The sequence below is a fragment of the Streptomyces sp. MS06 genome (genome assembly GCF_047200655.1).
Lineage (GTDB): Bacteria > Actinomycetota > Actinomycetes > Streptomycetales > Streptomycetaceae > Streptomyces.
Genome location: NZ_JBJZOJ010000010.1, coordinates 82,830 through 102,455 on the forward strand (window position 1 = coordinate 82,830; position 19,626 = coordinate 102,455).

Annotated in this window: 15 protein-coding genes; 10 read left to right on the forward strand and 5 right to left on the reverse strand. The window is 73.3% G+C overall.

The window, feature by feature from the left end; all coding sequences use genetic code 11:
* Positions 1 to 17 precede the first annotated feature (17 nt).
* The 7 genes from ACL02U_RS07325 to ACL02U_RS07355 all read left to right on the forward strand — a co-directional run bounded on the left by ACL02U_RS07325 (position 18) and on the right by ACL02U_RS07355 (position 9,654).
* The gene (locus tag ACL02U_RS07325; RefSeq protein WP_412789838.1) at positions 18 to 923 is read left to right on the forward strand and encodes a TMEM175 family protein; all 906 of its coding nucleotides are present in this window, start codon (positions 18 to 20) and stop codon (positions 921 to 923) included.
* A 12-nt stretch (positions 924 to 935) separates the two neighbouring features.
* Positions 936 to 2,981, forward strand: coding sequence for an alpha-1,4-glucan--maltose-1-phosphate maltosyltransferase (locus tag ACL02U_RS07330; RefSeq protein WP_412789839.1), 2,046 nt, complete (start codon positions 936 to 938; stop codon positions 2,979 to 2,981).
* A complete protein-coding gene (locus ACL02U_RS07335; protein WP_412789840.1) occupies positions 2,978 to 4,435 on the forward strand; it encodes a maltokinase N-terminal cap-like domain-containing protein in 1,458 nt (485 codons plus the stop codon). The genes ACL02U_RS07330 and ACL02U_RS07335 overlap by 4 nt, the downstream gene beginning before the upstream one ends.
* 31 nt (positions 4,436 to 4,466) lie before the next feature.
* A complete protein-coding gene (gene glgB / locus ACL02U_RS07340) occupies positions 4,467 to 6,572 on the forward strand; it encodes a 1,4-alpha-glucan branching protein GlgB (RefSeq protein WP_412789841.1) in 2,106 nt (701 codons plus the stop codon).
* Entirely contained in the window at positions 6,565 to 7,926 is a 1,362-nt protein-coding gene (gene manB / locus ACL02U_RS07345) for a phosphomannomutase/phosphoglucomutase (protein WP_412789842.1), read from the forward strand. The genes glgB and manB overlap by 8 nt, the downstream gene beginning before the upstream one ends.
* A gap of 139 nt (positions 7,927 to 8,065) precedes the next feature.
* On the forward strand, positions 8,066 to 9,028 hold the full coding sequence (locus ACL02U_RS07350; RefSeq protein ID WP_412789843.1) for an NADP-dependent oxidoreductase: 963 nt from the start codon (positions 8,066 to 8,068) through the stop codon (positions 9,026 to 9,028).
* A gap of 5 nt (positions 9,029 to 9,033) precedes the next feature.
* Entirely contained in the window at positions 9,034 to 9,654 is a 621-nt protein-coding gene (locus tag ACL02U_RS07355; RefSeq protein ID WP_412789844.1) for a tautomerase family protein, read from the forward strand.
* Positions 9,655 to 9,853: 199 nt separating this feature from the next.
* Here ACL02U_RS07355 and ACL02U_RS07360 read toward each other — a convergent pair whose 3' ends face one another.
* The 4 genes from ACL02U_RS07360 to ACL02U_RS07375 form a co-directional block, all read right to left on the reverse strand.
* Complete coding sequence (locus ACL02U_RS07360) at positions 9,854 to 11,128, reverse strand: cation:proton antiporter (protein ID WP_412789845.1); 1,275 nt, start codon at positions 11,126 to 11,128, stop codon at positions 9,854 to 9,856.
* 4 nt (positions 11,129 to 11,132) lie between these two features.
* Entirely contained in the window at positions 11,133 to 11,618 is a 486-nt protein-coding gene (locus ACL02U_RS07365) for a cation:proton antiporter regulatory subunit (protein WP_412789846.1), read from the reverse strand.
* Between the two features lie 30 nt (positions 11,619 to 11,648).
* Entirely contained in the window at positions 11,649 to 13,784 is a 2,136-nt protein-coding gene (gene glgX / locus ACL02U_RS07370) for a glycogen debranching protein GlgX (RefSeq protein WP_412789847.1), read from the reverse strand.
* 320 nt (positions 13,785 to 14,104) lie between these two features.
* Complete coding sequence (locus ACL02U_RS07375) at positions 14,105 to 14,794, reverse strand: SDR family oxidoreductase (RefSeq protein WP_412789848.1); 690 nt, start codon at positions 14,792 to 14,794, stop codon at positions 14,105 to 14,107.
* 279 nt (positions 14,795 to 15,073) lie between these two features.
* Between ACL02U_RS07375 and ACL02U_RS07380 the strand changes: the two genes are divergently transcribed.
* The 3 genes from ACL02U_RS07380 (at position 15,074) to ACL02U_RS07390 (ending at position 17,813) form a co-directional block, all read left to right on the forward strand.
* Complete coding sequence (locus ACL02U_RS07380; protein WP_412789849.1) at positions 15,074 to 16,519, forward strand: MFS transporter; 1,446 nt, start codon at positions 15,074 to 15,076, stop codon at positions 16,517 to 16,519.
* An 89-nt stretch (positions 16,520 to 16,608) separates the two neighbouring features.
* Positions 16,609 to 17,319, forward strand: coding sequence for an NADPH-dependent F420 reductase (locus ACL02U_RS07385; RefSeq protein WP_412789850.1), 711 nt, complete (start codon positions 16,609 to 16,611; stop codon positions 17,317 to 17,319).
* Positions 17,316 to 17,813, forward strand: a complete 498-nt coding sequence (locus tag ACL02U_RS07390) for a nuclear transport factor 2 family protein (RefSeq protein WP_412789851.1) — start codon at positions 17,316 to 17,318, stop codon at positions 17,811 to 17,813. The genes ACL02U_RS07385 and ACL02U_RS07390 overlap by 4 nt, the downstream gene beginning before the upstream one ends.
* A 396-nt stretch (positions 17,814 to 18,209) precedes the next feature.
* Here ACL02U_RS07390 and ACL02U_RS07395 read toward each other — a convergent pair whose 3' ends face one another.
* Positions 18,210 to 19,556 (reverse strand): helix-turn-helix domain-containing protein, encoded by a 1,347-nt coding sequence (locus ACL02U_RS07395; RefSeq protein ID WP_412789852.1) that lies wholly within the window; start codon positions 19,554 to 19,556, stop codon positions 18,210 to 18,212.
* Positions 19,557 to 19,626: the final 70 nt, after the last annotated feature.

Below are 19,626 nucleotides of genomic sequence, written 5' to 3' on the forward strand. Positions count from 1 at the left end.
TCCCTAGGAGACCGACCATGAAACACGACACGCCGACACAGGCCCAGCACGGACCGCCCGAACCCGCCGACCTCACCGAGATCAGCACCTTCCGCCTGGAGATCTTCAGCGACGCGGTGTTCGCCATCGCGATCACCCTGCTGATCCTGGAGATCAAGGTGCCCTCGGCGGAGGACGGCACCATGCTGCACGGGCTGCTGGCGCTCTGGCCGTCCTACGGCGCCTACCTCTTCAGCTTCCTCATCATCGGCGTCGTCTGGATGAACCACCACACGATGATGCACTGCATCCGCAGGGTCGACCGGGTGCTCCTGGTGCTCAACCTGCTGCTGCTGATGTGCGTGGCCTTCATCCCGTTCTCCACCGCGGTCCTCGCCGAGGGCCTCGCCACCGGCCACGGGGACCGCACCGCGGCCGTCTTCTACGGACTGGTGCTGACCGTCGGCGGACTGCCCTTCAACGCGATCTGGTGGTACGCCTCCCGCGACCACCGCCACCTGTCGCACCTGATCACGGAGGCCGAAGCCGACGTGATCCGCCGCCACTTCTCGATGGGCCCCTTCCTCTACCTGGGAGCCACCCTGGTGGGCCTGCTCAGCGCGGTGGCCAGCCTCACCTGCTTCGCCCTGCTCATCCTCTTCTACATGATCGAGGTGCTCGGATCGCGCAAGTCCGGCCCCGGACCGGCGCACCCCGACCGCGACGGCCGGCAATCGGACCCGCCCGCCCACGGCGCCGTCCAACTGCCCGTCGGACCACCCGAACTGACCGCCGGCCCCATCCCCTCGGACCCGCAGGCGCCCCCGCACGCCAGACCCCTCCCGGTCGTGCACGCCCACGCCATGCCGGCGGCCCCCGCCCGCGTCGCCCCGCCCTGCCCGTCCTGCGGGCGCTCGGACTACTCCTCCGCCAGCCCGCAGTGACAAGGACCGACGATGTCAGCCATCGCCCCCGCTCCCCGGTCACCACTGGCCGCGCCCACCGCGGCGCCGCCCCCGCCCCGCTTCCCCCGCCCGGTCAGCGGACGCATCGCCATCGAGGACGTCGGCCCCTGCGTGGCCGCCGGCCGGCTGCCCGCCAAGGCGGTGCCCGGCGAGGAGTTCACCGTCGCCGCGACGGTGTTCCGTGAGGGCCACGACGTGCTCGGCGCCTGCGTGGTGCTGCGGGACCCCGCCGGAGGACCGGAACGGCGGTTCCCGATGCGGGAGACCGTCCCCGGCACCGACCGCTGGGAAGCCGCCGTGACGGCGCCCGCCCCCGGCCGCTGGACCTTCACCGTCGAGGCGTGGGACGACCCGCTGGCCGGCTGGCTGCGGCAGGCCGCCGTGAAGATCCCGGCCGGCGTCGACACGGAACTCGTCCTGCGGGAGGGCGCCGACCTGCTCGACCGGACGGCCGCCGCCCTCCCGGACGACGTCGGCCGCGACCTGCTGCGCCGCCGCGCCGCCGCACTGCGCGACCCCGGCACGGAACCCGGCCGGCGCCTGGATGCGGCCCGCGACGACGAGGTGACCCGGCTCGCCGCCGCCCATCCGCTGCGCGACCTGCTCACCGCCACCGAGCCGCTGCCGCTCCGGGTCGACCGCGAACGGGCCCTGTTCGGCTCCTGGTACGAGTTCTTCCCCCGCTCCGAGGGCGCCCGGCTGCGGCCGGGCCGCCCCCCGGAGAGCGGCACCTTCGCGACCGCCGCCGAACGGCTCCCCGCCATCGCCGCGATGGGCTTCGACGTGGTCTACCTGCCCCCCGTCCACCCGATCGGACGCACCTTCCGCAAGGGACCGGACAACCGGCCCGCCGCAGGACCGCACGATGTCGGCTCCCCCTGGGCGATCGGCTCCGCCGACGGCGGCCACGAGGCCGTCCACCCCGACCTGGGCACCGTCGCCGACTTCGAGGCGTTCATCGACCGGGCCCGCGGGCTCGGCCTCGAAGTCGCCCTCGACTTCGCCCTCCAGTGCTCACCCGACCACCCCTGGGTCACCAGCCGCCCACGCTGGTTCCGGCACCGCCCGGACGGCACCATCGCCTGCGCCGAGAACCCGCCGAAGAAGTACGAGGACATCCACCCCGTCCACTTCGACGACGACTTCGACGGCATCGTCGAGGAGACCGTGCGGCTGCTCCGGCTGTGGGCCGCCCGCGGAGTGCGGATCTTCCGCGTCGACAACCCCCACACCAAACCCGTCGCCTTCTGGGAGGCGGTGCTCGGCCGGATCGCCGCCACCGACCCGGACGTGCTCTTCCTGGCCGAGGCGTTCACCCGCCCCCCGATGATGCGGGCCCTGGCGAAGGTCGGCTTCCACCAGTCGTACACCTACTTCACCTGGCGCACCGGCAAGCACGAACTCGTCGACTACCTCACCGAACTCAGCCGCGACACCGCGCACTTCCTGCGGCCCAACCTGTTCGTCAACACGCCCGACATCCTGCCCCACCACCTGCGCACCGGCGGCCGGCCGGCCTTCGAACTGCGCGCCGTCCTCGCCGCCACCCTGTCGCCGTCCTGGGGCGTCTACGCCGGATACGAACTGTGCGAGAACGACGCCCTCGGCGAGGGCCGGGAGGAGTACGCGGCCTCGGAGAAGTACCAGCTCCGCCCCCGGGACTGGACGGCGGCCGAGGCCCGCGGCGAGTCCCTCGCCCCGCTCATCACCCGCCTCAACGCGGTACGCCGCGCCCACCCCGCCCTCCGGCACCTGCGCACCCTGCACTTCCATCCCACCGACGACGACGCCGTCCTCGCCTACTCCAAACGCACCGCCGGCGACTCCGTCGTGGTCGTGGTCAATCTCGACCCGCACCGCACCCGGGAGACCACCGTGCACCTGGACATGGACGCCCTCGGGCTCGACCCCGAGGAAACGTTCCTCGCCCACGACGAGCTGACCGGCGAGACCTACCCGTGGCAGCGCCACAACTACGTGCGGCTGGAACCCGGCAACCGCCCCGCCCACATCCTCGCGGTGAGGAGGACGCCGTGACCGTCCCCCTGCGCGAACAACCCCGCACCGTCCTCACCGGCCCCGTCGGCGGAGACCTGCCGCACCAGCTCACCGCTGCCGCGCTGCCCTGGCTCACCGCCCGCCGCTGGTTCGCCCACGACCGCGGGCCCGTGCACCGCGCGCTGCCCCGCCTGACCACCGTCCTGACAGCCGGCGACCCGGCCCTGGTGCACCTCCTCGTCGACGTCCGGCACGCGCCCGCCGGCCCCGACCACCGCTACCAGCTGCTCCTCGGCGTCCGCGACAGGCTGCCGGACCATCTCGCCGCAGCCGCCGTCGGACGCGTCCACCAGGGCCCCTGGAAGGGCCGCCACCTGTACGAGGCGGTGGCCGACACCGCACTGACCCGCCATCTCCTGCTCAGCCCGCTGTTCAGCCCGGAACCGGGAACGGACCCGCGGCACGCACCCCGCACCTCCCGGGTGATGGCCGTCGAGCAGAGCAACACCAACGTCGTCTACGGCGACCGGCTGCTGCTGAAGCTCCTGCGCAGCCCGCTGCCCGGCCCCCACCCGGAAGCCGACACGCTCGCCGCGCTCACCGCGGCCGGCTGCGCCCACACCCCCGCCCTGGCCGGGCGCCTCCAGGCCCGGGTGCCGGGGGAGGAGCCCTCCGTCCTGGGCATCCTCCAGGACTATCTCGACGCCGACGCCGACGGCTGGCAGCTCGCCACCCGCCAGGCCGCCGCCTGCATCGACGGCACCTGCCGCGGCGTGCCGCCGTTCGGCGGGTTCACCGCTCAGGCGCGCCGGCTCGGCGCCGCCGTCGCCGGACTGCACCGCGCCCTCGCCACCGCCTTCCCGCCCACCCGGCTGACCGCCGCGGCCGCCACCGAGCGGGCCGAGGAGATGACCGCGGAACTGACCGCCGCCGCGGAGCACGTCCCGCAGCTCGACCGCTTCACCGGCCGGCTCGCCGCCCTGCACGCCGACTTCGCCCGCCAGGCGGCACGCACCCGCGGCCTGGCGGCCCAACGCGGCCACGGAGACCTGCACCTCGGACAGACCCTGCACACCGAGGACGGCTGGAAGGTCATCGACTTCGAGGGCGAACCCGACCGCCCCCTCGGCGACCGCCTGCGCCCCCACCCCGTGACTCGCGACCTCGCCGGCATGCTGCGCTCCTTCGACTACGCCGCCCAGCACGCCCTGGCCGGCCTCCTCGGCGAGCCGTCCGGCCCCGCCGACGCCCCCGGCCGGCTGCGCCGCACCCGCCGAGCCCGGGCCTGGGCGATCCGCAACCGCCGTGCCTTCTGCGCCGGCTACGCCGACGCCGGCGGCCCCGACCCCCGCTGCCAGCCTCTCCAACTCCGTGTCTACGAGGCGGAGAAGGCCGTCTACGAAGCCGTCTACGAGGCCCGCCACCGGCCCGGGTGGCTGCCCATCCCGCTGGCCGCCCTCCACCGGCTGGCCACTCCCGGACGCGTCCACTGACCGCAGTCACGCTCCGCCTCACAGAAACCGGATGGATCCCGTGCCTTCCCCCGCCGCAGGAAGCCTCGACCCCGCCACCCCTGTGCAGCCCGCCGCCCCTGTGCAGCCCGCCGCCCCTGTGCAGCCCGCCGCCCCAGTGCCGTCCCTGCTCGGCGAGCTGGACCTGTATCTCCTCGCCGAGGGACGGCACGAGAACCTGTGGCGGGTCCTGGGCGCCCACCCCCGCACCGTGCACACCGCCGACGGTCCGGTCGCCGGCACCTCGTTCGCCACCTGGGCGCCGCGCGCCGCCGCCGTCCACGTCGTCGGCGACTTCAACGCCTGGGACGGCGGGCGCCATCCCATGTGCCGAGTCGGCTCCGGCGTCTGGGAGCTGTTCGTGGCCGGTGCCGCGGAAGGAGACCGCTACAAGTTCCGCGTGACCGCCTCCGACGGCCGCCTCGTCGACAAGGCCGACCCGCTCGCCGGGCACGCGGAGGCCCCGCCCGCCACCGCCTCGGTGGTGTACCGCTCCCGCCACCGCTGGAACGACGGCGACTGGATGCGCAACCGTGCCGCACAGCCCGTCCACCGGTCCCCGATGAGCGTGTACGAGGTGCACCTGCCGTCCTGGCGCCCCGGCTCCGACTACCGCCGCCTGGCCGAGGAACTGCCGCCCTACGTCAGCCGGCTCGGCTTCACCCACGTCGAACTGCTGCCGGTCGCCGCCCACCCCTTCGGCGGCTCCTGGGGCTACCAGGTCACCGGCTACTACGCCCCCACTCCCACGCTGGGCAGCCCCGACGACTTCCGGTACCTGGTGGACGCACTGCACCGTGCCGGAATCGGCGTCATACTCGACTGGGTCCCCGCCCACTTCCCCAAGGACGACTGGGCCCTCGCCCGTTACGACGGCGCCCCGCTCTACGAACCCGCCGACCCCCGCCGGGCCGAACACCCGGACTGGGGGACCCTGGAGTTCGACCTCGCCCGCCCCGAGGTGCGCAACTTCCTCGTCGCCAACGCCCTCTACTGGTGCGAGGAGTTCCACGTGGACGGGCTGCGGGTGGACGCCGTCGCCTCGATGCTCTACCTCGACTACTCGCGCGGGCCGGGACAGTGGACCCCCAACAGCCGCGGCGGGCACGAGAACCTCGACGCCGTGGCCTTCCTCCAGGAGCTCAACGCCACCCTGGGCCGCCGCTGCCCCGGCGTGGTCACCATCGCCGAGGAGTCCACCGCCTGGAACGGGGTCACCAGGCCCACCCATGCCGTCGGCGACAACGGCATGGGCGGACTCGGCTTCCACCTCAAATGGAACATGGGCTGGATGCACGACACCCTGGGCTACCTGGCCCGCGATCCGGTGCACCGGCGCCACCACCACGACGAGCTGACCTTCTCGCTGGTGTACGCCTACACCGAGCACTTCGTGCTGCCGCTCTCGCACGACGAGGTGGTGCACGGCAAGGGCGCGCTGGTGGCGAAGATGCCCGGCGACTGGTGGCGGCAACGCGCCAACCTCCGGGCCTACCTGGGATACATGTGGGCCCACCCGGGAAAGAAGCTGCTCTTCATGGGCCAGGAATTCGCCCAGGGAGCGGAGTGGGACCACACCGCCGGACCGGACTGGTCGCTGCTCGACGACCGGCGCCCCGGTGGCGCCGACCACCTCGCCGTCCGCCGCCTGGTCGCCGAACTCAACCGGCTCTACACCGCCCGTCCCGCCCTGTGGCAGCTGGACGGCGACCCGACCGGGTTCGCGTGGATCGACGCCCACGCCGGCGACGACAACGTGCTGTCCTTCGCCCGCTTCGACGCGCACGGGCAACCGCTGGTCTGCGTCAGCAACTTCTCGCCCGTGGTCCGCCACGACTACCCCGTCGCCCTGCCCCTGGCCGGCCGCTGGCGCGTCCTGCTGGACACCGACGCCGCGGAGTACGGCGGCAGCGGAGCAGGGGCCCCCGGCCCGGTCGACGCGCACCCCGGGGGCGGAGCACACCACCCGGCAGCCGCCAGGCTGCGGCTCCCGCCGCTGGCGACCCTCTGGCTTCTCCCGGACCGCGGCACGCGCGCCCGGGACACCCCGCACCACCACGACCGCACCCACGACCAGGAGCGCATCCGAGACGACCGAGAGGACGGCATCCGTGCCTGACACCGGCCCCCGAATCTTCACGGCCCACGACATCCGCGGCACGGTCCCCGGCGACTGGGACGGCGCCGACGCCTACCGGATCGGCGCCCACTTCGCCGACCTCACCGGCGCACCCGTGATCGCCCTCGCCCGTGACAACCGCGAGCCCTCGACGGCGCTGGCGCAGGCCTTCGCCCGCGGGGTCCGCGACCGCGGTGCGGAGGTCGTCGACGCCGGTCTGGGCCCGGCCGACTACCTGGCCTTCGTCTCCGGCACCCTCGACGTCCCCGCGGCGATGGTCACGGCGGGCCACCGCCCGCCCGGGTACGGCGGCATCCGCCTGTTCCGGGCGTCGGCGGTCCCGGTCACCGAGGGCACCGGCCTGGAGACGTTGCGGGAGCGCGTCGCGGCGGGCGGCCGAATCGGCCCCGTCGCCCTCCCGGGCGCCGCCCGCGAGGTCGACCTGCTCCTGGAGTACGCCGCCTGGCTGCGCTCCCTGGTCCCCGGCCTGGACGAACTGCGCCCGCTGACGGTCGTGGTGGACGCGGGCAACGGCACGGCCGGCCTGACCGCCCCGCTCGTCCTGGACCACCCGGCCGTGGACGTGGTGCCGCTCCGCTTCGAACTCGACGGCCGTTTCCCGCACCGCCATCCGGATCCCCTCGCGCCGCACGCGACCGACGCCCTGCGCGAACGGGTCGTCGCCGAGGGCGCCGACCTCGGTCTGGCCCTCGGCGCCGACGGCGGGTGCTGCGTCGCGGTGGACGAACGGGGCGCGGCCGTCCCGCCGCCGGCGCTCTACACGCTGCTGGCGGTCCGGGCCCTGGACGCCGACCCCGGGGCCGCGGTGGTCCACGACCTGCTGGTCTCTCCGACCGCGGTGGCGGCCGTCGAGGAGGCGGGGGGCCGGACCGTGCGGTCCCGGGTCGGCCATCCCGAGGTCCGGGAGCTGATGGCCGAGCACAAGGCGGTGTTCGGCGGCGACCACCGGGGCCACCACTGCTTCCGCGACCTCTGGGGTGCCGGCTCCGGCATGCTCGCGGCCCTGCACGTCCTCGCCGCAGTCGGCACCGAACGCACACCGCTGTCCGCACTGGTGCGCCTCGCGGACTTCCCGGCCGCGTCCGGCGAGACGGAGGTGGCGGGCGTCGATCCGGAGGCCGCCCTGCGCGCCGTGGAGGACGTGCACCGCACCCCCGGAACCGCCGTCGACCACCTCGACGGCCTGACGGTGACCCGCCCCGACGGCGCCTGGTTCAACCTCCGGTCCTCCCGCGGCGAACCGGTACTGCGCCTCAACGCGGAGGCTGCCACCCCCGACGCGGTCCGCGCCCTCACCCGCACCGTCCTGCAGTGCGTCGAGTCGGCCCGCTGACCCGCCCGCCCCTCGACTCTCCGCACCCACGCCTCCTCCCGAGCGCCCGCAGCGCCCGTGCACCGCGGGCCGTCCACGCACCCCGCAGCGCCCGAGCACCCCGCACCGCCCACGCACCACCCAACCCAAGGAGCGAGCAATGTCCTCTCTCATGCGCGCCGTCCGCCAGCACGCGTTCGGTGGACCCGAGGTCCTCCAGGTCGGCGAGATCGAGCGTCCCGAACCGCTGTGGACCGAGGTCCTGGTCCGGGTGCACGCGGCCGGGGTGAACCCGGTCGACTGCAAGACCCGGGCCGGCGGCGGCATCTCGCCCACCCAGGGCGACCTGCCGTTCACCATCGGCTGGGACGTCTCCGGAGTCGTCGAGGCCGTCGGCTCCGGCGTCACCCGGTTCGCCCCCGGCGACGAGGTGTTCGGCATGGTCGACTTCCCCCGGGCGGGCGCGGCCTACGCCGAGTACGTGACCGCCGACTCCCGCCAGCTCGCGCCCAAGCCCGCCAACGTCACCCACGTGCAGGCCGCCGCCGTCCCGCTGGTCGGACTCACCGCCTGGCAGAGCCTGGTGAGCGTCGGCGACGTCGGCCCCGGCAAGCGGGTCCTGGTCCACGGCGCGGCCGGCGGTCTCGGCCACATCGCCGTACAGATCGCCCGGGCCCGCGGAGCCCACGTGGCCGGAACCGCCCGCGCGGACCAGGCCGCGTTGCTGGAGGACTGCGGTCTCGACCAGCTGGTCGACTACACCACCACACGGTTCGAGGACGTCGTCCACGACATCGACATCGTCGTCGACACCGTCGCCGGCGACAACGGGCTGCGTTCCCTGCGCACCATGCGCCCGGGCGGGGTGCTGGTCTCCCTCCCGGTGCCGCCGGACGACGCCACGGTGGAGGAGGCCCGGCGCCGGGGGCTGCGGGCCGTGTCGCTGACGGTGGAGGCCGACCGGGCGGATCTGGAAGCACTCACCGCACTCGTGGCGGCGGGGGCCCTGCGCCCGCACGTCGGCGACGTGCTGCCGCTGGAACGCGCGGACAAGGCCCACGAGCTGATCGAGTCGGGGCAGTCGCGGGGCAAGGTCGTGCTGTCCGTCGTGGACGGGGAGTGAGCGCCGTGCCCATCATCCGGGTCAGCCTGCTGGAGGGTTGGAGCCAGGCGCAGAAGGCGCGTATCGCGCATGACATGACTCAAGCCCTGGTCGGTGTGCTCGGAGAGGTGTCGCGGCCCTTCGTCTACGCGATCGTGGAGGAGATGCAGGCCGGAGCGGTTGCCTTCGCGGGCAACCTGATCACCGCCGAGATGAACGAGGAGGCGCTGGCCCTGTCCCGGAGCCAGCTCGCCACCAAGGTCACCCCCGAGCGTGTCGACGCGGCCTACGCCGCCCTGCGGTCGGGCGACGCGGAGGAGGTCTCCCGGTACTGGGCCGACGACGTGCTGTGGTCGGTCCCTCCGGGCGGCCCGCTCGCCGGGACCAGGTCCGGCCTGGGCGAGTTCACCGCCTACCTGCGCAAGCGCGCCGACCCGGCGGGCGGCACGTTCCACTCCGAGGGCCGACCCGCGCTGGTCACCGGCGACACCACGCTCCAGCTGCGGCACGACAGCTGGGTGCGCGACGACGCCGTTCACGCCGTGGACCGCGTCCACCTGCTGCACTGGCGGGAGGGCAGGGTCGTCGCGGGCCGGGAGGCCGAGTTCGCCCCGACCCCCGGCGGGGAGGGCGCGCAGGCCGACTGACCGGCGGCAGGAGCGCAGGCGCAGGGGAGCGGGGTCCGCGGACGCGGGCCCCGCTCCCGCGTGCCCGTGCCGCGCGCCGCCCGGGCACCCCGCCGCCCGGAGGCGTCCGGCCGGCAGGACCCGAGGCCACAGGGCAGGCGGCACTCCGGGTCCGGGGTGCCCTCCGGGGGTGGGCCGTGTGCACGTGCGGCTGAGCGCCTCAGGCGGCGGTGTCGCTCGCCGCGCGGGTGCCCCCTCCGGCCGGGATGTCCGCCACCGCGGCAGACGGGCGGGGGAGCGCGGGATCGTCCGGGAGGACCGGGGCCGGGGCCCGTCCGGCGCGAAGGGACCGCAGGTACAGGCCGACGGGTTCGGCGAAGCGGGCGGTGAGCGGCCCGGCGACGACCAGCAGCAGGACGTACGCCGTGGCCAGCGGCCCGACTCCGGACTCCACCCCGGCGGTGACCGCCAGCCCGGCTATGACGATGGAGAACTCGCCCCGCGCCACCAGGGCGCCGCCGGCCCGCCAGCCGCCGCGCTCGCCGATCCCGGTGCGGCGGGCGGCCCAGTAGCCGGTGGCGACCTTGGTCAGGGTGGTGAGCAGGGCCAGTCCCAGCGCGGGAAGCAGCACCGGGGGGATGGTTCCCGGGTCCGTGCTCAGGCCGAAGAAGACGAAGAACACGGCCGCGAACAGGTCGCGCAGCGGCATCAGCAGGTGGTGGGTGTGCTCGGCGACCTCCCCGGACAGGGCGATGCCGACGAGGAAGGCCCCCACCGCGGCGGACACCTGCAACTCCTGGGCGATCCCCGCGACCAGCAGTGTCAGTCCGAGCACCACCAGCAGCAGCTTCTCCGGATCGTCGCTGGAGATGAACCGGGAGATCACCCGGCCGTAGCGCACCGCCACCAGCAGAACCGTTCCGGCAGCCCCGAGTGCGACAGCCAGGGTCAGGCCCCCCGCCGCCCACCCGGATCCCGCGAGCACCGCGGTGAGGATCGGCAGGTACACCGCCATCGACAGGTCCTCCAGCACCAGGATGCTCAGCACCACCGGTGTCTCACGGTTGCCGAGACGCCGCAGGTCCCCCAGTACCTTGGCGATGACCCCGGAGGACGACACCCAGGTGACCCCGGCGAGCACCACCGCGGCCACCGGGCCCCACCCCAGCAGCAGTGCGGCACCGGCGCCCGGCAGCGCGTTGAGGAGGAAGTCGAGGACGCCGGCCGAGAAGTGCACCCGCAGATGGCTGGCGAGATCGCCCGCGGTGTACTCCAGGCCGAGCATCAGGAGCAGCAGCACCACGCCGATCTCGGCGCCCACCTCGATGAAGTCCTTGCTGCCGCCGAGCGGGACGATCCCGCCGTCGCCGAAGAGCAGGCCGGCCAGCAGGTACAGCGGGATGGGCGAGAAGTGCAGGCGTGCCGCGAACCGGCCCAGCAGGCCCAGCGCGAGGACGACGGCACCGAACTCGATCAGAACGACGGCCGAGTCCACGCGCTCACGCCCGGTCCAGGATCCGGTGGGCGCCGTCCACGCCCTCACGGGTCCCGATGACGATGAGCGTGTCCCCGCCGCGGAGCCGGAAGCCGGGACCGGGCGACGGGATCGCGTGCGCGCGGCGCAGCACCGCCACGATCGAGGCCCCGGTGTCGGTCCGCATCCTGGTCTCGCCCAGGGTGCGGCCGTTCCAGTGCGAGGACCCGCCCAGCGTGACCCGCTCGGCCAGCAGCCCGAATTCGCTGGTGTGCAGCAGACTGGGGCTGCCGTGCCGGGGCAGCAGCGGGTCGGTGAGCGCCTGCGCCTCGGCCGCGCTGAGCGTGATCGACAGCCCGCAGGCGTCGGGGTCGTCGTCGTGGTGGACGTTCAGGACGCGGGTGCCGTCGCGGTGCGCGACCACCGACAGCGTGTCCCGGGCGCGCGTGGTCAGTTCGTACCGGGTGCCGATGCCGGGCAGCGGGATGGTCCGCAGGGTGGTGGCCGGCATGGGTCCTCCTTTCGTCGGGACGGACGGTGCTCAGCGGTGCGCACCGCCGGTGGGTACGGAGGTCAGCACCACCACGCTGCGTCCGTGCGCGTGGTAGGCGGTGCCCGCCGCGGGCGCTCCGTCGAACAGGACGTCCTCGCCCTCGCCGCGCGAGGTGTCGACGGTGCGGACCCAGCGCCGGCCGTCGAGGACCGGCAGTTCGAAGTCCAGGCCGAGATGGAACATGTTGAGGACGACGTGCAGGTCGGGCTCGCCGTCGAACCCGGCGAGCGTGTACGACAGCACCCGGGCCTCGTAGTCCTCCCAGCCCGGCTGTTCCAGCCGGGTGCCGTGCCAGGTCACCTCGGGCAGCCCGCGCTCGTTGCGGCGGCCGGCGAAGAACGCGGCGTCGTGCAGGGCACGGTGGCGCCTGCGCAGTTCGATCATGTTCTGGAAGAAGAGCCGTACCTCGCTCTCCTTCTCCGCCTGGTCCCAGTCCAGCCAGGAGAGCTCGTTGGCCTGGCAGTAGGCGTTGTTGTTGCCGGACTGCGAGTTGCGGAACTCGTCGCCCGCCAGGATCATCGGCACGCCGCGGCTGAGCAGCAGTATCGCTGCGTGGTTCTTGATCTGCCGCACCCGCAGCCGCTCGATGTCGTAGGCGTCCGAGGGGCCCTCCACTCCGCAGTTCCAGCTGTAGTTCTCGTGTGCGCCGTCGGAGTTGGCCTCGCCGTTGGCGTGGTTGTGCTTGTGGTCGTAGGAGACCAGGTCGTTCAGCGTGAATCCGTCGTGGCAGGTGACGAAGTTGATGCTGTTGACCGGGAGCTGGTCGTCCTTGTCGAACAGGTCGCGGGAGCCGCCGATCCGGCTCGCCACGGCGCCCACCAGACCGCCGTCGCCGCGCACGAAGCGCCGGACGTCGTCGCGGAAGGGGCCGTTCCACTGCGACCACCGGGTGCCGGGGAAGTGCCCGACCTGGTAGAGGCCGCCGCCGTCCCAGGGCTCCGCGATGATCTTCGTCTCGGAGAGCACGCTGGACAGCTCGATACCCCACAGCACCGGCGGGACGTCCATCTCGTACCCCTCGGCGCCGCGGGACAGCTCGGAGGCGAGGTCGAAGCGGAAGCCGTCGACATGGTGTTCCGTCACCCAGTACTCCAGGCACTCGATGATGAACTTCGCGACCGCCGGATGGTTGGCGTTGATCGCGTTGCCGCACCCGGTGAAGTCCATGTAGTAGCGGCGGTCCTGCGGCCACAGGTGGTAGTACACCTCGTTGGCCTGGCCCCGGAAGCTGATGGTCGGTCCGTGCTCGTTGCCCTCGGAGGTGTGGTTGAAGACCACGTCGAGGATCACCTCGATGCCGGCCCGGTGCAGCGCCTTGACCATGTCGCGGAACTCGTCGATGTGCGTGGCCAGATGAGGGGTGGCGCAGTAGCCGGAGTGCGGTGCGAAGAAGCCGAACGGGTCGTAGCCCCAGTAGTTGGGCAGTGGTGCGCCGTCCGGTCCGTTGCGCAGGACCTGCCGGTCGTCGAAGTCGAAGACGGGCAGCAGTTCCACCGCGGTGATGCCCAGCTGCTGCAGGTAGGGGATGCGGTCGACCAGGCCGGAGAAGGTGCCGGGGTGGGTGCAGCCGGAGGTGGGGGAGGCGGTCAGACCGCCCACGTGGACCTCGTAGATGACGGTCTCCGCCAACGGCCGGCGCAGCGGCTCGTCACCCTCCCAGTCGTAGGATTCCAGGTCCACGACCATGCTGCGCATGGAGTAGGCGCAGTTGTCCTCGGGCCCGATCGCATGGACCCGGTCCCAGCGGGTGTTGGTGTTGGCGCGGGCGTACGGGTCGAGCAGTACCTTGCGGTGGTTGAACCGCGTACCGCTGTGCCGGGTGTGCTGGGGGCCGTCCATGCGGTAGGCGTAGACCTGGCCGGGCCGCAGGCCCGAGACATGGCAGTGCCAGAAGTGGAAGCTGCGGTTCTGCTCGCGGTCGAGGGTGATCATCCGGCTCGGTTCGCGGTCGTCGCAGTGGTCGAAGAGCAGCAGGTCGACCCGGGTGGCCTGCTCCGAGTACACGGAGAAGTTGACTCCGTCGGCGTCCGGGGTGGCGCCCAGTGGCTGGGGCCTGCCACGGGTGACGGCGTCGACGACGGTGGGCGGGCAGTCCGGCACGTCTTCGGTGCGTCGCTGAGTCATCGGGAACCCAATCCTGAGGCGGTGGCGGGACGGTCGGGTGGACGTCGGGCCGGGGTGGCCTGCGGCGGGTGGGCCGGCGGCGGGTGGTCTCCGGCGGGACTCCCGGCGGGGTCACGGGGTGCCCACCGGGACGTTTCGCGGGTACGGCCCGCCGGGCTGCGGGAGGTCGACGAGGAGGCCGGGACGGCCCGACGGGGCTGTCCCGGCCTCCGCTCGCCCGGCCGCACGGGATGCGGCCGGGGGGCGGGTGCCCGCGGGGGAGGTGAGCTGACCCGCCCGGTCTGCGGCAGGCGCGCGGGGACCGCGCGCGCCGGTTCGGATCAGCGCGCCGCGACGGGCCCCTGGCGCAGGGAGGAGAACAGGGCGTCCCAGTCGGGGTTGCCCTGCCCGGGCTCGTTGAAGATCTCGAAGGTCAGGCCGGCGGCGGACGGCAGGTAGAGCGACTGGACCACCGCCTCCGCCACGTCGGAGCGGGAGACGCTGCCCTCGCCGCGGTCGCCCTGCTCGACGTGGACCCGGTCGCCGGCCGAGCGGCCTCCGGTGAGCCAGCCCGGGCGGACCACGGTGTACGGCAGGCCCGACTCGCGTACCGCGTCCTCGCCCGCCAGCCGCCAGTCGAGCATGCGACCCCAGTTGTTGATCGGGTGGTCGTGCCGGGTCACGTAGATCTGGCTGACCAGGGCGAAGTGCGGGCGGGCGCCGTCGGCCCGGGCCGCGTCCAGCGCGTTGATGACGCCCTGGTACATCGTCGACTTCGGGCTGTCCGCACCCTGGTTGGCGGTGCCCGGCTCCACGCTGAAGACCACGGCCGAGCAAGCGGCCAGCGGCTCCTTGAGGGTGGCGGCGTCGCGGACGTCGCCGACGTGGAAGGAGGTGCCGTCGGGAAGGGAACGGGCCCGCCGCCCGCTGCGTCCCACGACCCGCACCCGCTCACCGCCCGCGAGCAGTTTCTGCACGATCAGACTGCCGACGCGGCCGGCGCCGCCGATCACTGTGATGGGTCGGTCCATGGTTGCTCCCGGTGTGCGAAGGGGTGGGTCGGCCATGCGCCGCCGGCCCGGCCGGGCACCGTCGCGCGCCAACGCACCGACGACTTGTCAAGCGTAGAGTAATTCAAGATGACGCGTCAATTGACGTGCGTATGCCGCGTGTTCTGTGAGCTGAAGCCTGCGGCGGATGGCTGAAACCTGACTCGCCAGAGCATCAGATTACTGTCAACTTGACAGTGTGTCACTCCTCTAGTTGTCTCTCTCCCCACACCGTCGCCCGGCTACTAGGAGCCCGACCCGATGACCGCACTCGACTCCCGGCGGAAGCAGCTGACGCTGTTCGTGCTGTGCGCCGCCGTCTTCCTCGATTCCCTGGACATCTCGCTGCTCGGCGTCTCGCTGCCCAGCATCAAGAGCGCCCTCGATCTGACGGACGGTGCCCTGCAGTGGCTCGTGTCCGGCTACACCGTCGGCTACGGCGGCTTCCTCCTCCTCGGCGGCCGGGTCGCCGACCAGTGGGGCCGCCGCCGCACCTTCCTCCTGGCCACCGTGGTGTTCGTCGTCGCCAGCGTGCTGGGCGGAGTGTTCACCGACGGCACCCTGATCATCGCCACCCGTGTCCTCAAGGGCATCGCGGCGGGTTTCACCGCCCCCGCCGCGATGTCGATCATCACCACCACGTTCCGCGAGGGCAGCGAACGCAACCGCGCCCTCGGTGTGTTCGCCATGACCGGTGCCAGCGGATACAGCTTCGGCCTGGTGATGTCCGGCGTGCTCACCGAGATCAACTGGCGCCTGGTCTTCTTCGGCCCCGCGGTCATCGGCGTCCTGGTGCTGCTGGCCGGCAGCACCTACGTCCCCGCCGACCCCGCCCGCGAGGACCGCGCCGAACGCCGCTTCGACGTCGGCGGCGCCCTCGCCGCCACGGTCGGCGTGATGCTGCTCGTCTACGGGCTGGTGCAGGCCCCCGGCTGGGGCTGGTCCTCCCCGTCCGCCCTCGGCACGCTCGGCGCGGCAGCCGCCCTGCTCGTCCTCTTCGTCGTCGTCGAGATGCGCCACAGCGACCCGCTCGTGCCGCTCTCCCTCTTCCGCTCGCCGGTCCTGGCCAGCGCCAACCTGATCAGTGTCGTCTGGGCCGGCTCCACCATCGGCTGGCAGTTCATCGCCACCCTCTACCTGCAGGAGACCCGCGGCTACAGCGCCCTGGAGACCGCGTTCGCGTTCCTCCCGCTCGGCATCGTGATCGTCGCCGTCGCCAAGTTCGCCTCCGGCCCGCTGGTCGAACGCTGGGGCATCCGCACCGTCGCCACGGTGGGCATGCTGGTCCAGGCGGCCGGCGTCCTGATGTACCTCGCGGTGGGTCTGGACACCAGCTACGCCGGCCTGCTGCTGCCCGGCATCATCATCCACGGCATCGGCAACGGCCTGATCTATCCCACCGTGAACATCGCCGGTGTGGGCGGCGTCGCCGACGAGCGGCAGGGCGTCGCCTCGGCGCTGATCACCGCCTCCTACCAGATCGGCGCGGGTGTCGGCGTCGCGGTACTGGCCGCGGTACTGACCGCCACCTCCGACGGCTCCGGAGTGGCCCACTACCGGTGGGGCTTCCTGGTCGCCGGACTGATGTCCGTGATCGGGCTCCTCATCGCCTCCTTCGGTCTCGGCCGCAGCGAGCGCCGCCCGGCCGCCGCCGCGGAGCAGCCCGGGGCCGCGGCGACCCCGGACGCCGCGCTCTCCGAACGCTGACCCCGTGGCACCCCGGGCCGGCCCCGCACCGCCGGGGCCGGCCCCGGCGCCACCACCCGCCCCCTCACCGCAGCAGGAAGGTGACCGACATGCGCTACGCAGTCATCGGCACCGGGATCGTCGGCCGCACCCTCGCCGGACGGCTGGACGAACTCGGCCACCAGGTGGTGGTCGGAACCCGCGATCCCGCCGCCACCCTCGCCCGCACCGAACCCGACGTGTACGGCAACCCCCCGTTCGCCGAGTGGGCGGCCACCCGGCCCGGTGTCGGACTCGCCGCCTTCGCCGACGCCGCCGCGGCGGCCGACGCCGTCGTCAACGCCTCCGCCGGAGCGAGCAGCCTGGCGGCACTCGACGCCGCCGGGGCGGACCACCTGGCCGGGAAGCTCCTGATCGACGTGGCCAACCCACTGGACTTCTCGGCCGGGATGCCGCCCGTACTCGACCCGGTCAACACCGACAGCCTCGGCGAGCAGATCCAGCGGGCCTTCCCCCGGGCCCGCGTCGTCAAGGCACTCAACACCATGAACTGCTCGGTGATGGCCGACCCGACGCTGGTACCCGGTCCGCACACCGTGTTCCTCTGCGGCGACGACGAGATCGCCAAGAAGGAGACCGCCGCCCTTCTGGCGTCCTTCGGCTGGCCCCCGGAGGCGATGATGGACCTGGGAGACATCAGCAACGCCCGCGGCACGGAGCAACTGCTGCCGCTGTGGATCCGCGTCTGGGGCCGCCTCGGCCACTGGCGGTTCAACTTCCATGTCCAGCAGGCCGGTTCCGATCCGGTGGCGGGCACATGAACCGCCGGCGGAACGGGGCACCGCGGAAGGTCGCCGTCTGCGCGGCGTTCGCGGTGCTCGCCGCCCTGGCCACCGGATGCTCCGCGGACATCGGAACCTCCGGCGCCGAGCCGCCGGCCCGCACCGGTACCGCTCCCGCCCTGCCCTCGCCGTCCGGCTCCGTCTCCGCCGAGGCCCTCGGGGTCGCCCGCGGCTTCACGGCCGCGGCCAACGCGGGCGACCTGGAGGGCATCGCCGCGTACTACGCCGCGGACGCCCGCTTCGACCGGGCCGGCACCCTGTTCCGCGGGCGCAGAGCGATCATCGAGGACTTCATGGCGACCGACGTGGTCGGCGACGCCGGCCACTACCGCGAACTGTCGGTGCGGGCGGCGGGCGAACGGACCGTGGTGGAGTACCTGTTCACCTCCGGCTCCGGCGCGCGCGAGCACTTCACCTACTCCTACCGCATCGAGGGCGGCCTGATCCGCGACGTGGTGGGCCGGTACGTCTGACGGCCTGCCCGGGCCCCACGGCCGGTCCCTCGGGCCTGCCCTGGCCGCACGGGCGGTCCAGCTCCCACGGCCGCGCCGGCACCGACCCGCTGGCTCCGGACGGTGCGGGCGCGCCGTCGGCCCCGGGCTCCTCGAGGCCCGACGCCGACGGCGCGCCGCGTCCCGCACACGGCACTGCGGGCGGGTTCCACGGCGGCCACCACTCCGGTCGCCGAGGCAGGCCACGTCCGCCCGTCGGGCAGCGGTGCCCCGGGCGGCTGACCGATGCGGGCGGCCGCAGGGCGTGGGGCGATGCCGGTGCGGAGGGCCGGGCCGGCGCAGAGGGCCGGCGACCACCGGAGGCGGCCCGCCTTGCGGATCGCCTGGCCTCCGGTGGGACGATCCGCAGGGCGGGCCTCAGCGCGCGGAACCGCTGAACGAGTCGCTGGGTGCGGGCAGTCGGCGGAGTCCCACCATGGACAGCGCCTCCCGGTAGGCCCGGCCCGACTCGGCCGGACGCTCGCACCGCTCCCACAGGTCGCCGACGTGACGCCACAGCGCGGCGGCCCGCCGGCTGTCGGCCAGATGGCCCAACTGCCGCTCCGCGGTGGTGAGGACGTCGCGGGCGCCGGCGGTGTCGTCGGAGGCCAGCAGCGCTCTGGCCATGACCACGCGGGCGAGGACCGCCTCCGGCCGGGGCTCGGAACCGATCAGCCCGAGGGCGCGCTGCGCCCGCGCGAACGCCGCGTCCGACTCGCCCAGGTGCAGCTCGGCGAAGGCCAGATCGATCTCGCAGTCGGCCTGCTCGCTGGTGCTGCCGACCTCCAGTAGTGCGGTCTGCGCCTCCAGGATGAGTTCCTTGCTGCGCGCGGCGTCCGGCTTCGGCCCGTACAGCATGAGCCAACCGTAGGTGTGCTTGAGCATGGCCAGGTGCCGGACGCCGTCGTCCTCCGCCATGAGGACCAGGGCGCGTTCGACCAGCGCGAGCGCCTCGTCGGTCTGGCCGCGGGACTCGGCGACCATCCCCGCGTTCCAGTAGATGGCACCCCGCCCGGCCCGCGAGCCGACCAGCTCGGCGACGCCGATCAGACGTGACGCCAGCAGGTTGGCGCGGGTGAGGTCGCCGCGGTCCATGTAGCAGGCGATGAGGGTGGAGCCGAGCTGGAGGTGGTCGTCCGTCACGTCGAGGCCGAGGGTGTTGAGCCGGCCGAGGGCCGCCTCGCCCAGCTCCACGGCCAGCGTCAGGTCGCCGACGAGCCGGTAGCAGCGGCACAGCGCCACCGCGAGCTGCGCCCACTCGGCCGAGCCCGGCACGGTCTCGGCGTCCTCGTACAGTTCGTGCAGGAGCGGGATGGCCGCTTCGAGGCGCCCCAGCTTCTCCAGTGCCTGCGCCTGGCCCCGGCGGGCGCGGCGCACGGTGGCCGCGTCGAGCTGGTCGGCGTGGGCGAGTGCCTCGCTGTAGGCCTGGAGGGCGTCGCCGTTGTCGCCGTTGCGGCTGGCCATGTCCCCGAAGGCGACCTTCAGCTGGAGTTCCGACGCGCGCGACTCGTTGCGGCCGCTGACCAGGTACTCGACGGTGCAGTCCAGCTTCTTGGCGAGGCTCCGCAGCACGGCTTCGGAGGGGACGCGCTTGCCCGTCTCGATCAGGGAGACGTAACTGCTGGAGATCTCGTCGGAGGCCAGGTCCTGCTGGTGAAGCCCCTTGCTCCGTCGCAGCTCACGCAGCCTCTTCCCGATGGTGTCCGCTTCGCGGTCGCGCTTCATATCTCTCCTGGCGTCACGCCTGACTGAACTTTTGAGGTTCTTGACTACTAATTACTCGCTGAGCTTACGG